Origin of the sequence: Sphingobacterium sp. Lzh-3, from assembly GCF_046764375.1 — a bacterium.
GTDB lineage: Bacteria > Bacteroidota > Bacteroidia > Sphingobacteriales > Sphingobacteriaceae > Sphingobacterium.
On sequence record NZ_CP177226.1, the window covers coordinates 2935438 to 2951200 of the forward strand.

Consider the following 15763-nt stretch of genomic DNA (forward strand, 5'->3'; position numbering starts at 1 on the left):
CTGTAATAACCAACATCATATAACCATGAGAAAGAAACTATTATTTAGTCTGGCCCTTGCTGTATTGGGAACAAATCTCTGTGCGCAGACAAAGACTATTGTACCTGTTCCATCGATACATCCCAATGCTTATCAGCGGGAGCAAATTGACCGAAAATATGGTATGTTCGTTCATTTTGGCATGAATACATTTCATGATCAGGAGTGGACAGACGGATCTAAACCTGCTAGCTCGTATGCACCATCTGCTATTGAGGTAAAACAGTGGGTTTCAACGGCAAAGGAAGCTGGGATGAAGTACATGATTTTGGTTACGAAACATCATGAAGGTTTTTGTTTATGGGATAGTAAGTATACGGACTACGATGTCGCGAGTTCTTCAAACGCGACAAATGTTGTGCAGGAGCTGGCTAAAGAATGCGCCAAACAGGGGATGCGCCTTGGTTTATATTATTCTTTATGGGACCGAAAGCAGAATCCCAATGTAAAAGACATGTCTGCAGATGCAGCATATAATCAATATATGCTGAATCAGCTTAATGAGTTGGTTGATATGACCAAAAAGTATACAGATATCGTTGAGCTTTGGCTGGACGGTGGCTGGGAAAAAGAGAGCTATCGATGGCCCACGCAGGCGATTTACAATTTGATCAAGAAAAAGGTTCCCGGATGTCAAATTGGTATAAACTGGAGTATAGGATCACCTGAGAACACAGACAAACACATTGTTTTGCCGAAAGATCAGCAGAATTATTACCCTATACGTTATTTTCCAAGTGACTTTAGGCTAGGGGATCCTTATCTTCCGGTCGATCCTGACCCTAAACTTTTTATGGCTCAGGGGAATACGTACTATATGCCTTTTGAGACAACAGTTGTCCTTGGAGAACGCTGGTTTTATAATACTACAGACAAGAAGTATAAGTCTTTGGAAGAGCTTGCGGGGATTTATCAGGCCGCAACCGCACAAGACAATATCCTGATCTTAAACGTTGGTCCCAATCGGATGGGACGCATAAAGGATTCGGATGTTGACATTTTGCGCAAATTAAAGGATAAGTTAAAGTTGTAATTCAAAATAGATTAACCTAAACACTAAAAACAAGTACGTTAAGATTTTATGATAAAGACGTTTGATATTCAGGATCGGAGATTTCCTTTGGCCACAGGTGCCGGCAGTGATGCGATACACAAGGATCCGATCTATTCTTATGCTGTAACTCGATTGGTAGATGATAAGGGACGCGTAGGGACAGGTTTGGCTTTTACACTGGGAGCAGGAAATGAGCTGGTCTGTCGTGCTGCGGCTTTTTATGCCGAACGATTGAAAGGGATTCCAATTGAAGACCTTATGGCAGATTTTGGTCAGTTGTTTAATAAGTTGAGCAACGAACAGCAATTTCGTTGGCTGGGCCCCCATAAAGGTATCGTTCATTTGGCCCTGGCTTCGGTCACAAATGCCTGTTTTGACCTCTGGGCTAAAACGAGAGGAGTTCCACTTTGGAAGCTGTTAACCGACCTTAGCGCTGAGGAGATTGTCAACACGTTGGATCTTTCCTATTTGGAAGATGAATTTACAAAGGCTGAAGCGATCAGCCTGCTGGAGTCGACTATCTCAACCAGTCATAAAAGAATGGGCATTATAGAAAAGGGCTATGTGGGCTACGACACATCAGTAGGCTGGTTTAACTATTCTGATGAAAAGGTACGGGAGAATTGTAAACGTGCTTTAGACAATGGTTTTTCCGCAATGAAACTCAAAGTAGGTAGTGAAGATCCATTACGGGATATTCGTCGTGCGCATATTGTACGGGAGGTTGCTGGTGATGAAGCTAAAGTCATGCTCGATGCGAATCAGCAATGGACGCTACCGCAGGCGCTATCCATCTGCCAAGAGCTTAAGGAAATGAACCCTTTTTGGGTAGAGGAGCCGACACACCCCGACGACATTGTTGGGCATAAACGCTTAGCCGAGCACATTGCGCCGATAAAAGTTGCCATGGGTGAGCATGTGCCGAACCGCATCTTGTTTAAAAATTACCTTCAAATGGGTGCGGCGGGATTTGTACAGGTGGATGCTGTTCGGGTCGGCGGCGTGAGCGAGTTTATATCAGTGAGTCTACTTTGTCGAAAATATAATATTCCTGTTGTGCCACATGTCGGTGATATGGGGCAGCTTCATCAGCATCTTGTTTTGTTTAACCATATAAGCCTTGGGCACGAGGCTTTGTTTTTGGAACATATTCCACATCTAAAGTCTCATTTTGTACATCCTGTGTCTATAGTGAATGGTGTGTACCGTACGCCAATGGATGTGGGAAGCAGTTGTGATTTGTTATAAGTTGACATTATGTTAGGAAATTTAGATTTAGGTATCGCCATCTTCTATATTGTGTTGATTTTGGTTGTCGGCGTATTGGCTGGATCAGTGCGATTGAAGAAAGTAAAGGAAAAAAGCGCTGAAGGGTATTTTTTGGCTGGAAAGACACTCCGGTGGCCGGCTATTGGCTTGGCGCTTTTTGCAACTAATATTTCAACGGTACATCTGGTTAGTTTGGCACAGAGTGGATTTGATACAGGCTTGCTTAACGGCAACTTTGAATGGATGGCTGCCTTTACTTTAATCTTATTGGCGCTTTTTTTTGTGCCATTTTACCTCAAATCGGGTGTTACAACCTTGCCCGACTTTCTGGAACGGCGTTATGATCGCGCCAGCAGAGATTGGCTCACGTTTATCTCCATACTATCGGCCATTGTTATTCATATCGCTTTTTCGATGTTGGCCGGAGGGATTGTGCTGCGGACCCTTTTTGGATTTAATATGTATTTGAGTATTACCGTAATCTGTGTGATAACTGGAATATATACGATATTGGGCGGATTGCGCGCTGTTGTGGTGACGGAATCTATTCAGACAATTGTGTTGCTTGCTGGGGCTTTTATTATCAGTTTCGCAGCTTTTGACAGGATGGGCGGTTGGATGCCAATGAAAGCTGTATTGGTGCAGGACAATGCCCTCGATCGTCTTTCTATGCTCCGTGGCAGTAATGATGAAAGTGGAATGCCTTGGTATGCCGTATTGTTTGGCTATCCGATTTTGGGTATCTGGTATTGGTGTGCCGATCAGACGATTGTTCAGCGTGTTTTAGGAGCCAAGGACGAAAACCATGGACGTGTGGGCGCCCTTTTTTGTGGTTTTCTGAAAATTTTGCCTGTTTTCATTTTTGTGCTTCCGGGGCTATTTGCGTATACCCTGTTTAAAACAGGTCAATTGGATTTAAGCAGTCTTGGCGTAGACGAGCAAGGGCAGGTCAATTCAAAAGGTATTTATACACTCATGATTACGCAACTTTTGCCTTCGGGATTGATCGGTGTGTTGGTAGCGGCGCTCTTATCGGGTTTAATGAGTCAGATTTCGGGGGCGCTAAATTCGATATCAACCATGGTGAGTTACGATATTTTTAAACAGCGGCGTCCTGCTGCTTCCGATGGGCAGCTGATTCGTATCGGGAAAATTGCCGCAGTTATTGCCATGGGATTTTCCCTGGCGCTTTTACCGCTGTTGGATCGCTATGAGAGTATTTTTTATGGCATAAATGATGTGATAGCCCATATTGCACCACCAATAACCTGCGTGTTTCTTTTAGGTGTGTTTTGGAAAGGAGCATCAGCAACAGCTGCAAAACTTACCCTGTGGATAGGTTCTGTTTTTGGGGTTGCCGTATTTTTGCTGAATAAACTGCTACCTGACTCGTGGGTAGGGCAGACACCATTTATGATGATGGCTTTCTATTTGTTTTTGATCTGTATGTTACTTCAGGTTTTGTTATCGTATAAGTATCCCGTGCAGCATACTGCACAAAGTCGGGATTTGTACTGGAAGAACCCCATGGATCCACTTCGGGGAAAAACCTGGTCGGGTATCGGCAATTACCGTATTTTGTCGGCTTTGCTGCTAGCTATTGTCGTGATTTTATATGTAATTTTCAACTAATTTTTAATTTGTTCCAGTTTTTTGGAACTTGATGCTGAATTCAAGAATAATAAAACGTGAAAACTTTAGAAGATAAAATAATATTGATTACCGGAGGAACTGCTGGTATCGGTTTGGAATGTGTAAAAGCCTATGTCAAAGCAGGGGCAAAGGTGGCCTTTATTGGTCTTGATCAGGCATCGGTGGATGCAATAGTTGAATTGATCGGTGCACCGCATATCGGCATCTGTGCGGACGTTACGCGAGCGCGCGAAGTTAATTTGGCCATCCAAAAAACTGTTGCTGTTTTTGGGGGGCTGGATGCAATCCACAACAATGCTGGTCTGGCAAGCCCAGCAAAGCCTTTGCATGAAACTACGGACGATGAATGGGCAAGGTTGCTGGAAACCAACATGAAAAGTGTCCTTCTGACTACACGGTATGGCTATCCTCATTTAAAGGAATCTGCTGGTTGTATTCTAAATACAAGCAGTTTAGTAGGGGATATTGGCCAGGAGAACCATGCGGCATATGCTGCCACAAAGGGAGCTATCAACGCGTTGACAAAATCTATGGCGATAGATTATGCACCTGTCGGTATACGTGTCAATTCGGTTATGCCTGCAGCTGTTATGACACCCATGCTCAATAAATGGACACTGGAGCAACCGCATCCGACACAGGTTTTTGACTTTTTGAAGGATATTCATTTGCTGGGCTACTGTCCCGAAGGTGACGTCATTGCTGATGCCTGTGTGTTTCTACTATCAAACCAAGCGCGTTTTATCACAGGGGTAAATCTACCTGTAAGTGGTGGTGCTGAATTGGGGTATCGCAGAAATGTATGACAGATTTTTTTATATTAACTACAATTAGCTTGCATTTGAAATGCAATTTTTCTAAGTTTGGCGCGCAGTCATAGGCTGTTTATAAATAATACATCAATCATGAGCCAGAAATTTATATATAATACCCGTTATCCTTCTGTTGAAGATCTAAAGATTAAAGCGAAGAAAAGGATTCCCCGATTTGCATTTGATTATCTGACCGGAGGTGCAAATGAAGAATTGAACCTTGCCAGAAATGAGAATGATTTTGATAATATTCTGTTGAAGCCGCAATATCTGCTTGCGAGTGAAGAAATAGACTTATCTGTAGAATTATTCGGTCGTCGTTACAGTGCACCTTTTGGTGTTTCGCCTATTGGACTTCAGGGATTGATGTGGCCGAATGCGCCGGAAATTCTTGCGAAAGCGGCAGCAAAAAATGATATTCCCTATATTTTGAGTACAGTATCAACAAGTAGTATTGAACGTATTGCCGAGGTATCTGATGGGAAAGCCTGGTTTCAGCTCTATCATCCTACGGAAAACAGGTTGCGTGATGATATTATTAAACGTCTGGAGGCTGTTGAATGTCCCGTATTGGTGGTTCTGGTGGATGTACCTGCTTTTGGACTTCGTTATCGTGAAATAAAAAGCGGATTGTCTATGCCGCCTAAAATGAGTATCGCCAATATCTTGCAGACTTTTGCCTGTCCGACTTGGGGAATAGAAACATTAAGGCATGGAATTCCTTCTTTTGCAACATTGAAGCCTTACATGGAAAAGGGACTTGATTTAGCGCAGCTGGGACAGTTTATGAACAGAACATTTACGGGTAAAGTTGATGTTGAGAAAATTAAAGCTATTCGGGATCTTTGGAAAGGGCCCTTGGTGCTTAAAGGGATTGCTACCGATGAAGATATGCAGGCTGCTATCGCATTGGGTGTTGATGGAGTCATTGTGTCAAATCATGGTGGACGACAGCTCGATGCAAGTGAATCTTCGATCAATTCATTGATCCACTTGGCGAGCAACCCAGAATATAAAAAGAAGATAAAAATCATGTTAGATGGTGGTATTCGATCGGGGGTTGACCTTGCGCGGGCACATGCAGTTGGATCAGATTTCAATTTTATGGGAAGACCATTTATGTATGGCGTTGGCGCATTGGGCAATGAAGGTGGGGAACATACAATCAATATGTTTAAGACGCATTTGTATCAGGTTATGAAGCAATTGAGTCTTTCAAAGATTGAAGATTTTCCAGAACGTCTGCAGGCTATCCTGTAACGATTGTGGTAGGTCGAGTTGTCGACCCAGCATTGGGCAGGCCTGCTATAAAAAGAAGAAAGTGTCTCTTATGTTTGTATTAAGCAAATGTAGGAGACATTTTTTTGCTTTATAGGTTCGCTTGAAAGGTGGTCGGCTCTGATGTGGTCAGTTAATTTTTAGACGCAGCAAAAGAAGTTCAGCTGGTAACCAAATTCGTTCTTTTAACAGTGATTGTACAGTGCTCGTTCAGTGATTGTTCAGTGCTCGTTCAGTGATTGCTCAGTGTAGACTGAATAAACAATGACTAATTACTGTCTAAATGTTGATTGAAAACTGTTTTTTGTTATAATTTGGTATACGTATTTTTCCGAATTAATATTTATCTTTATTATCTATAACATAATCAAGTAATTATGGCGATAATCAAAAACGGTATCAATGGAACTGTTTCCGGGAAAGCAGGTCCTGTTGTATTTGTGTCGACGAAGACAGGAAATTATGTACGGTCTCTCCCTCGCGTTAAAAAACGGGAGCCTACTCCTGAGCAACTGCTGAGTAGGAAACGCTTCAAAATTGTGAGGTCACATATTAGCCAGTTAAAGCCGATCATCAATGTGGGGTATAAAGCGCACAGCTATCCTAAGCGGGCATACGATGTTGCAATGTCATATAATTTGAATGAAGCACTTATTCGGGAAGAAGATGGTTTTGTGGTCGATTGGCCGAAATTTATGATTGCTAAAGGAAGCCCCAATCCCATTACTTCCCACACAATGGATTTCGATCAAGAAAACCAGGTGCTTCAGGTCACCTGGGAATTTGATGCCTATCTGGAGGAAAAGTTTGACACGGGATCTTACGATTCGTTCTTAATCCTATATAATACAGCAGATAACGGAGGTGAATATCCACTTGTGACAAACGGGTTGAAAAGCAGCTTAATGTCTGGCAAACAAAATGTTGAAATTCCAAAACATAGAAAGGAAGCGACCTATGAGGTGTATATCTTTTTTATCGAGAGTTATGGTGGAGGGAATACAGACAGTCTGCACCTGGGTACGCTAAAGGTTTGAGTATAAATATGGATGACACGATCTTCTATTATAAAATTGCATAAAAAGGGCAATCCACTTTGGATTGCCCCTTCCTTTTGTCTACTGTTGGAAATAGTCTACCAGTCGATATTTCTATTATCTGTTGATCCTACTTCCCATTGTTCGCTGACTTTACCGCTGTTGGCATCTTCTGGTCTAGCGTAGGCCGAACCAGCTGCAATACCTTGTTCAAGTTCGATTGTCGTTGTATTAATTTTGGGGGCGATGTATGCTAATTTCTTTTCCATAATATCTATTTTTATCTTGCTGTTTCTTTATGTTACACGCAGCAAGTTTTAGTTTTTCTGATTACTGATCTATTTATTGATTATTGGCAAGGGATTTTTTTCTTTCCAGCACCTACACCCTTGATAATAGTACGTCCATCAACAAGTTGGGTTACTTTCACGACATTACTTTGAGTTGCACTCCAAGGGAATGTGTTGAAGCTGTTGCCATTCACGAGTTTAAGTTCGTATAAAGGACCGCCGGATGTTTTGCTACCAAACATGGTAACTTGGCCAGTTCTGCTAATCACGACCTTAACCAGCGGGTTTGTACTGGTACCTTTCATGTTGTACACTTCGTCAATTCTTTTGCCCGTTTCGATATTGTTACCTGCATATTTGCTCCCGTCGAAAAATTGGATATTTTGCGTAGAGGCAACCGCATTTGATTGAAATTGAATTTCCTGTTTTGCTAATTTGACACCATTTACTTCCAGATTGAATGCATTGTCCAGTTCGGTGATGTCGAAAACAAAACCATAGTCTGCTGCTGGAGCGGTAAAGCTTCTGTCAATGGCAGTTCCATTGGCATAGAACTTACCGTCTTTCATAATACCGGTTTTGCCACCCGATGTTGTTGCTGGATAGCTCCAGTCCAAACCATTGCTGGTTACATCTTGTGTACAGGTTCTGAAGTTAAGTTTCAGATCGTATTTTTGTCCGGGATTGATCTTAACATTTGGAATGGTGATGTTTGTTTTGGTCTCACCATCAAGGGTTAGACTGCCGAGCATCAATGTTCCGTTGCTGGTTGTGGGGTGGATCAATAGCGCTGGGTTACTAATTACAGTACGTAAGCCATTTCCTAAAGCCGGGAATTGCGTAGTCACACCGGCGTTGTTCAAGCCATTGTATATTAGTGTTTGGTCTGAAAATTTCAAATTTGCACTACTGTGACTAGGTTTTAATACTGCAGTCCCGATTTGAGTGATGGCTCCGGTCATACTTGGATCCATGGTCAATGTTGTGGTGATTTGGCTAAATCTGTGTTTTAATACAACATTTAAATTGTTTACACCATTTTTTAACGTTAATGTGCCTGTGTAATACATTAAGTCGTCACTTATGTTGTTTAAGCTGGCTTCGGACAGTGTATTTCGATTGTTAATACCCGGTAATACTGTTGTGCTATTGATCGAATAAGCAATGAACGTATATGATTTTCCAGCGTCAAGAGCGATGCCTGCGGCAGTAGCTTCCTCACCGTAGCTATAATCCTTTTCTGTTACATAAGCTCCTTGGTTGTCATAGACAACAACTTTATACTTGACGTTTTTGTCCAATGGCTTCTCTTGTGTTTGGACAGCCGCTAGTTTGGGGGTGGATGAAGCAACGAGGCTTTTTGTAACCGCTGAATTGTTTGTTAGGACAACGTCAACCGAGCCTCCGTTTTCTAACGGTACAGTCATTTCCTGTACATCAGGTGCATTGCTTGATGAATGCGAAGCGTTTGCAGATGCTTGCTTTTGAACAGCATTGTTGTCTGTTTCATTGTAAGCTTCTACGCCCGATAGATTGATTTTAACGACAGTTTCTCCTGTTAATGTGGTGTTTTCTCCACTTTTGTTACATGAGTAGAGGCTAAGTGCAAAAGCACTGCAGCCTAGCATGAACAGGTTTGTCAGTCGGCGATGGGGGATTAGATTCATGTTAATTGACATTTTGTTTTGTTATTGATTTTTGATTATTTGATTTCGTTGTTGATTTGTACCGCAAAAACTCTTGCAGTTGTATGCCGATTTGTATTTAAAATATGGTATACCATTGCTTTTTTTGTTGCTTTTGTTTTTTATCGATGCAATTATATAAATAGCATTTTACTTAATATCCTGTATTTATGTTATCTTATATTTCTTGTAGAGAAATATCTACAATAGTGTTGTTTTGTGGGTAAAATGCTGTTTGAACATGTTTTTGTCGTTTTTCTGTTAATTATAATTCGTTTTATTTGAATAATAATTTACTTATAATTAATGCGTATGTCAGGTAGTAGTGCTGTGTAGGATTGTGCGGTTTTGTGAGACCTAGGGAACAAAAAAAACGCTCGGTTGAGAGCGCCTGTCTCTTTATTCTATAGTAGGCACTGGAGCTGATGCGAACCCATAGATTTCCGGGGCTAGGAAATTTTAATTTATTTTTTTTTACATTTGTGTATTCATGAGGTTAATTGTTTTCATATTGATAGCCTATATTATGGGACTTTCTTTTGTTCCCTGCAGTGATTCTAGCAATCGCTGTGAGCAGACTGCTATGGAAACACTATTAAACCAAACGCATAACCATAGTGATGATGCATCTGATGCCTGTTCTATTTTCTGCTATTGCAATTGTTGCAGTGGAAATATAACGGCTTATGCCTATCAATTTCCGCAAATAGATGGTGTCCCGGTATCAATTTATTTTGATAATCGTAATCCTATCCGCAATACAGCGATTGTTTCCAGTTATTTTGGAAGCATCTGGCAGCCGCCAAAAGTTAATGCTTAATTTTTCGTAAAAATTCTAAAAACAAATCTGATGGAGCGTGCTATGCTGTTCTTTATTCAGCTTTGTGCTCGGAATCCGCTTGTTGTATTTTATTACGAGAAGCGATGAAGCTATTCTAACGAGCTATTATTTAAGCATTAATCACGTATATTGTGTTAGATCATATTATAAAATTTAGCATTAAGAACAAGATCGTTATCGGTTTAATGACCTTGTTGCTTATCATTTGGGGGGCATGGAGTGCGACGAAACTACCCATAGATGCCGTTCCCGATATTACCAATAATCAAGTCCAGATCTTTACCTCTTGTCCAACTCTTGCCGGACAGGAAGTCGAGCAATTGGTGACTTTTCCAATTGAGCAAAGTATTGCAACTGTACCCAAAATTGAGGAGATCAGGAGTATTTCACGCTTCGGGCTTTCTGTCATTACCGTTGTTTTTGACGATGACGTAGATATCTATTTTGCCCGTCAGCTGATCGGTGAGCGTTTAAAAGAAGCGGTGGATCAGATTCCACAGGGTATTGGTAAACCTGAGCTGGCTCCAGTAAGTACCGGATTGGGAGAAGTGTATCAATATATTATCCATCCCAAAAAGGGAAGCGAAAAGAAATACAACGCAAAAGATTTGCGAACCATGCAAGATTGGATTGTTGCTCGTCAACTTTACGGAACTCCTGGAATTGCCGAGGTCAATAGTTTCGGTGGTGAGCTTAAACAATATGAAGTAGCTGTTGATCCGAATAGACTTAAGGCTATGAATATCACGATCCCAGAGCTATTTACCGCCTTAGAGAAAAACAATCAAAATACAGGTGGTGCCTATATTGATAAAAAACCGAATGCATACTTTATCCGGGGGATTGGACTGGCGACCTCTTTGGAAGATGTCAGAAATATCGCTATCCGAAAATCAGGGTCTATACCGATTTATGTAAAAGATGTTGCAGATGTACGGTTTGGTCATGCTGTGCGTTATGGAGCCTTGACATACAATGGTGAGGTAGATGCTGTGGGTGGTGTCGTCATGATGCTAAAGGGTGAAAACAGCAATGAGGTGGTCAATCGTGTGAAAGAAAAACTACCGACTATCCAAAAGTCTTTGCCTGATGATGTGGTTATAGAGCCCTATTTGGACCGGACAGACCTTGTTGGACGTGCGATCAGTACCGTTGAAAAAAATCTGATTGAAGGTGCCCTGATTGTAATTTTTGTCCTGGTATTATTTCTTGGGAACTTGCGGGCAGGTCTTATCGTTGCTTCGGCAATTCCACTGGCGCTGCTGTTTGCACTTGGATTGATGAACGTCTTCGGCGTAAGCGCCAATTTAATGAGTTTGGGTGCGATAGATTTCGGTTTGATTGTGGACGGGGCCGTCATTGTGGTGGAAGCTACGCTACACCATTTAGGCTTACGAAAGTCAACCGGGAAATTGACCCAGGCCGAAATGGACCATGAGGTATTTGAATCCGCTTCAAAGATCCGTACCAGTGCTGCCTTTGGTGAGATTATTATTCTTATTGTCTATATTCCAATTTTAACATTAGTGGGTGTTGAAGGGAAAATGTTTCGTCCAATGGCACAAACAGTTGGGTTTGCCATTTTCGGCGCATTGATTCTCTCGTTAACCTATATCCCCATGATGTGTGCTCTGTTCCTGCCGAAAAAACACAGCGACAAGAAAACGTTGAGTGACCGGATGATTGCGGGACTGCAACGTATTTATGCGCCTTTATTACAGAAAGCCATTCGGTTTAAATACCTAATCGTGAGTTTAACTGTTGCCATTTTTGCTTTGTCGGCCTTCTTTTTCAAGAACATGGGTGGCGAGTTTATTCCACAATTGCAGGAAGGCGATTATGCATTCCATTGTATACTTCCTCAGGGAAGCTCGCTTTCGCAAAGTATTGAAACCTCTATGCAGGCTTCCCGGATTATCAAAGAGTTTGATGAAGTGAAGATGGTTGTCGGTAAAACAGGAGCTGCGGAGGTGCCAACGGACCCTATGCCACCGGAAGCCACAGATATTATGGTGGTATTGAAGCCTCAAAAAGAGTGGAAGTCGGGCCGTTCTTATGAAGAACTGGGGAGCGCTATTCTGGAGAAGCTAGCAGTAATTCCGGGTGTCTTCTTCGAAAAAAATCAACCTATTCAAATGCGTTTCAATGAGTTAATGACGGGTATCCGTCAGGATGTTGCTGTAAAGATCTTCGGTGAAAACATTGATTCACTAGCCGCTTACGCCAATGTGGTTGCTGCTCAGATTCAATCTGTTCAAGGGGTAACTTCTCCACAGGTGGAGCGTGTATCCGGTCTCCCGCAAATCAATATCGTTTATGACCGCACCCGTATCGCAAATTATGGATTGACAATTCAGGACGTCAATGATGTGGTGAGTACGGCCTTTGCCGGTCGGAGTACGGGACAGATCTATGAAAATGAACGTCGCTTTGATCTGGTCGTCAGGTTAGATACAACGCACCGAAACAGTATTGATGACGTTCGTAATCTGATGATTCCTACAGATACGGGTACGCAGATCCCGCTTTCTCAGGTTGCTGCCATTGATTATAAATTGGGGCCGGCCCAAATCAGTCGCGAAGCTGGTAAACGAAGAATTGTGATTGGATTTAATGTGGCAGGACGTGATGTTCAAACCGTAGTAAAGGATATCCAGCAGCAATTGGCTACAAATGTAAAACTTCCCGCGGGTTATTATTTCACCTACGGAGGTCAGTTCGAGAATTTGCAAAAAGCGAGTTCGCGCCTGCTGATTGCTGTGCCAGTTTCCTTATTGCTTATTTTTATGCTGTTGTATTTCACGTTCCATTCCTTTAAGCAAGCCACGCTAATTTTTACTGCCATTCCTATGAGTGCTATTGGCGGCGTATTTGCATTGATGTTGCGCGGCATGCCTTTCAGTATTAGTGCCGGTATCGGTTTTATCGCCTTGTTTGGTGTGGCCGTACTCAACGGTATCGTTTTAATTGGGACATTCAATCAGTTGAAAAAAGAGGGTGTCGATGATATTTTTCGACGTGTTAAAGAGGGTACTTTGACCCGTTTACGTCCTGTACTAATGACAGCGACAGTGGCCTCCCTGGGCTTTTTACCGATGGCAATAAGTACAAGTGCTGGTGCTGAGGTTCAGAAACCTTTGGCAACGGTTGTTATTGGCGGATTGATAACGGCAACTTTCCTGACGTTGTTTGTGCTGCCCTTATTGTATATAATCTTTAATTCTAAATTGAATATGAAACGAAGTAGGGGTGTTAAGACCTTTGTTACAGTACTTGCTTTCTTATTTATGGCCTTGGCATCTCAGGTGTTTGGCCAAGAGCGCATTTCTGTTACAGAAGCTGTGGAAACTGCGCTGAAGAGCAATCGTCAGTTTCAGATCAACCAGGCTGAAATCGTAGGCGCTGGTTTCAATGTTAAAACGGCGACCGAAATTCCCAAGACCGGTATTTTTTCAGAAAATGAAGATTACCGTCCTACGGATAAGGCCGGCTTATTGAAAATTGGTATAACACAAAGTATTGCCTGGCCCGGGCTCTATGCCGCGCGTAAAGAGTATTTTAAACAGCAACTAAAATATGCGAATTTAAATACGGATGTATTAAAAACTGCAATTACCAAAGACGTAAGGACAGCCTATTTTCAACTTTGGTATCTCCAGGATCGCCAAAAGCTGTATATAGAGCTGGATAGCATCTATACAGCCATGTTCAAAGCAACTGAACTTCGCTTTAGAACGGGTGACGTGGCTGCGCTGGACAAGATCGCAGCGGAGGCAAAACTGAAGGAACTGCAGGCGCAGCTTTTTCAAAACAAAAAGGACATTGTTATTCAGCAACAACAACTTATGCTCTTGTTGGACCGTAACGAGTGGATGCTCCCTTTGGATCAGCCCTTGGAGAAGATCGTCGTGAACGCCAGTCCAGCTACGGAAACAGCCCATCCTTTACTTGTTTTGCAGCAGCAAAATGTAAATATCGCTTCATCAAATATCAGTGTTCAGAAAAATACAAATAAGCCTGAGTTCTCGGGTCGTTTTTTCTCCCAACGTGTTTGGGGAGCCAAGGATCCCTTATCGGGATTTTCGGTCTCCGCAACTTTTCCGGTCTTTAGCCTAGGCGCGTATAAAAGTAAAGTGAAGGCTGCCAACGCTGAAATGGAAGTTCAACAGCGTAAGTTGGAATATGAGACGCAGGTATTCCAGACAAATAAAGGGAATGCACTTGCTGAAATTGACAAGAATAGTGCGTTACTACAATTTTACGAGTCTTCGGGTTTAAAACAAGCTGATGCCATCATTAAGGCGGCTAGTTTGGGTTATAGGACAGGGGAGATCAATTTTGCTGAATTAAGTCAATTTTTAAGTCAGGCCATTGGGATTCGCCAGAATTATTTGGAAGTCCTCAATCAGTATAATCAATCAGCAATTCAATATAATTACTTCAATAACAAATAAGTCAGCAATGAAAGTTTTCATAAAGATATTTATCGTATGTATAGCCGTTACTGTTTTTTACGGTTGCGGTTCTAATGAGTCGGAGCCTAAAGGTCAACCGGAGGGAAAGGAAGCGCCTAAATCCGAAGCGGGGCATGAGGAAGGTCCGGTTACTGTAGCGGCACTGAGTGCTGCGCAAATAAAAGCTGTGGGCATCGTTTTTGGAGGTATTGAAGAGAAGGAACTAACGGCTACAATCAAGGCCAATGGACTTTTAAGTGTCCCCAATAACAATAAAGCGAATGCAACGGCGCTTTACGGTGGTGTTGTAAAGACATTAAACGTGCAGCTGGGTGACCAGGTGCGCAAGGGGCAGGTGATCGCTACGATCACCAACCCCCAGTTTGTACAGTTGCAGGAGGAATATGTATCCCTTGCAAGTAAGATTACCTTAGCTGAACAAGAAATGGCAAGGCAACAGGAACTCAATGAAGGTAATGCGGGTGCACGGAAAAATCTGCAGGCAGCAACAGCAGACTTCAACAGTTTACGGGCTCGAAAGGCCTCCTTGCAACAACAGATCCAATTGATGGGCATTAATCCCAATAGCGTGAATCTTTCTAATATGCGGACCTCATTAGCCGTAACAAGCCCAATCAATGGAACAGTAAGTAATGTTTTTGCGAAAATTGGGAGTTATGTAGATGTCTCTTCGCCAGTGATCGAGATTGTCGACAATAGTCTGTTGCATTTAGATCTGCAGGTGTTTGAAAAGGATCTACCTTTGGTTAAAGTCGGACAGCTCATCAACTTTCAACTGACCAACAACCCGGATAAGACCTATACCGCAAAAGTTTTTACAATTGGATCTTCCTTTGAAAATGATAGCAAGACCATTGCTGTGCACAGTACGGTTGTAGGCAGCAAAGTGGGCTTGATTGATGGGATGAACATCACGGGTATTATCGGTGTCAATAATGTACGGACTCCGGCTGTTCCGAATGACGCAATCGTGGAGGCTGACGGCAAGTATTATATTTTTGTGGAGACAGACAAGAAACCTGAGGAGCATGAAGAAGGGCACGACGATCACGGGCATGCGCACGATGAAGGTGAAGCAAAACATGCGCATAAAAATGAGCAAGAAGCTGGGCTGCATGGCGAAGAACAGGCTAAAAACATCAATTTTGAAAAAATAGAGATTCAAAAAGGCGTGTCTGCTTTGGGATATACGGCGATTACCCCGGTTACCGAAGTTCCTGCCGGAACGAAAATTGTTATAAAGGGTGCCTTTTTTATCAATGCTAAAATGAGCAATACAGGTGGGCACGAACATTAATTGACAGTATTTGTTAAGATAATCAAAGCAAGT

11 protein-coding genes are annotated in these 15763 nt (G+C 42.3%); 9 read left to right on the top strand and 2 right to left on the bottom strand.

Annotated features, from left to right (window positions below; genetic code table 11):
• Positions 1 to 25: 25 nt before the first annotated feature.
• The 6 genes from ACLCDV_RS12155 to ACLCDV_RS12180 all read left to right on the top strand — a co-directional run bounded on the left by ACLCDV_RS12155 (position 26) and on the right by ACLCDV_RS12180 (position 7142).
• Positions 26 to 1072 carry an alpha-L-fucosidase gene (locus ACLCDV_RS12155; protein WP_411973826.1) on the top strand — a complete coding sequence of 349 codons (1047 nt, stop codon included), beginning with the start codon at positions 26 to 28 and terminating at the stop codon, positions 1070 to 1072.
• A 48-nt stretch (positions 1073 to 1120) separates the two neighbouring features.
• Positions 1121 to 2341 carry an enolase C-terminal domain-like protein gene (locus ACLCDV_RS12160; protein WP_317666923.1) on the top strand — a complete coding sequence of 407 codons (1221 nt, stop codon included), beginning with the start codon at positions 1121 to 1123 and terminating at the stop codon, positions 2339 to 2341.
• Between the two features lie 9 nt (positions 2342 to 2350).
• The gene (locus tag ACLCDV_RS12165; RefSeq protein ID WP_317666922.1) at positions 2351 to 3994 is read left to right on the top strand and encodes a sodium:solute symporter; all 1644 of its coding nucleotides are present in this window, start codon (positions 2351 to 2353) and stop codon (positions 3992 to 3994) included.
• Between the two features lie 56 nt (positions 3995 to 4050).
• Entirely contained in the window at positions 4051 to 4821 is a 771-nt protein-coding gene (locus tag ACLCDV_RS12170) for an SDR family oxidoreductase (RefSeq protein WP_317666921.1), read from the top strand.
• Positions 4822 to 4920: 99 nt separating this feature from the next.
• The gene (locus ACLCDV_RS12175) at positions 4921 to 6087 is read left to right on the top strand and encodes an alpha-hydroxy acid oxidase (protein WP_317666920.1); all 1167 of its coding nucleotides are present in this window, start codon (positions 4921 to 4923) and stop codon (positions 6085 to 6087) included.
• A gap of 395 nt (positions 6088 to 6482) precedes the next feature.
• The gene (locus ACLCDV_RS12180) at positions 6483 to 7142 is read left to right on the top strand and encodes a DUF6266 family protein (RefSeq protein WP_411973827.1); all 660 of its coding nucleotides are present in this window, start codon (positions 6483 to 6485) and stop codon (positions 7140 to 7142) included.
• 98 nt (positions 7143 to 7240) lie between these two features.
• On the opposite strand, the gene ACLCDV_RS12185 is transcribed toward ACLCDV_RS12180, so the two are convergent.
• Positions 7241 to 7411 carry a hypothetical protein gene (locus ACLCDV_RS12185; protein WP_333575044.1) on the bottom strand — a complete coding sequence of 57 codons (171 nt, stop codon included), beginning with the start codon at positions 7409 to 7411 and terminating at the stop codon, positions 7241 to 7243.
• An 80-nt stretch (positions 7412 to 7491) separates the two neighbouring features.
• Positions 7492 to 9111 (bottom strand): hypothetical protein, encoded by a 1620-nt coding sequence (locus ACLCDV_RS12190; protein ID WP_317666918.1) that lies wholly within the window; start codon positions 9109 to 9111, stop codon positions 7492 to 7494.
• Between the two features lie 496 nt (positions 9112 to 9607).
• Between ACLCDV_RS12190 and ACLCDV_RS12195 the strand changes: the two genes are divergently transcribed.
• The 3 genes from ACLCDV_RS12195 (at position 9608) to ACLCDV_RS12205 (ending at position 15730) form a co-directional block, all read left to right on the top strand.
• On the top strand, positions 9608 to 9937 hold the full coding sequence (locus ACLCDV_RS12195) for a DUF6660 family protein (protein WP_411973828.1): 330 nt from the start codon (positions 9608 to 9610) through the stop codon (positions 9935 to 9937).
• Positions 9938 to 10089: 152 nt separating this feature from the next.
• Positions 10090 to 14412 (top strand): CusA/CzcA family heavy metal efflux RND transporter, encoded by a 4323-nt coding sequence (locus ACLCDV_RS12200; RefSeq protein ID WP_411973829.1) that lies wholly within the window; start codon positions 10090 to 10092, stop codon positions 14410 to 14412.
• Positions 14413 to 14419: 7 nt separating this feature from the next.
• Positions 14420 to 15730: an efflux RND transporter periplasmic adaptor subunit gene (locus tag ACLCDV_RS12205; protein WP_411973830.1), complete on the top strand. Its 1311-nt coding sequence runs from the start codon at positions 14420 to 14422 to the stop codon at positions 15728 to 15730.
• Positions 15731 to 15763: the final 33 nt, after the last annotated feature.

Excerpts from the sequence above, each read along its gene's own strand:
- ACLCDV_RS12190 (WP_317666918.1), bottom strand. The coding sequence starts at position 9,111 with ATGTCAATTAACATGAATCTAATCCCCCATCGCCGACTGACAAACCTG.
- ACLCDV_RS12160 (WP_317666923.1), top strand. The coding sequence starts at position 1,121 with ATGATAAAGACGTTTGATATTCAGGATCGGAGATTTCCTTTGGCCACA.
- ACLCDV_RS12180 (WP_411973827.1), top strand. The coding sequence starts at position 6,483 with ATGGCGATAATCAAAAACGGTATCAATGGAACTGTTTCCGGGAAAGCA.
- ACLCDV_RS12185 (WP_333575044.1), bottom strand. The coding sequence starts at position 7,411 with ATGGAAAAGAAATTAGCATACATCGCCCCCAAAATTAATACAACGACA.
- ACLCDV_RS12165 (WP_317666922.1), top strand. The coding sequence starts at position 2,351 with ATGTTAGGAAATTTAGATTTAGGTATCGCCATCTTCTATATTGTGTTG.
- ACLCDV_RS12155 (WP_411973826.1), top strand. The coding sequence starts at position 26 with ATGAGAAAGAAACTATTATTTAGTCTGGCCCTTGCTGTATTGGGAACA.
- ACLCDV_RS12195 (WP_411973828.1), top strand. The coding sequence starts at position 9,608 with ATGAGGTTAATTGTTTTCATATTGATAGCCTATATTATGGGACTTTCT.
- ACLCDV_RS12205 (WP_411973830.1), top strand. The coding sequence starts at position 14,420 with ATGAAAGTTTTCATAAAGATATTTATCGTATGTATAGCCGTTACTGTT.
- ACLCDV_RS12175 (WP_317666920.1), top strand. The coding sequence starts at position 4,921 with ATGAGCCAGAAATTTATATATAATACCCGTTATCCTTCTGTTGAAGAT.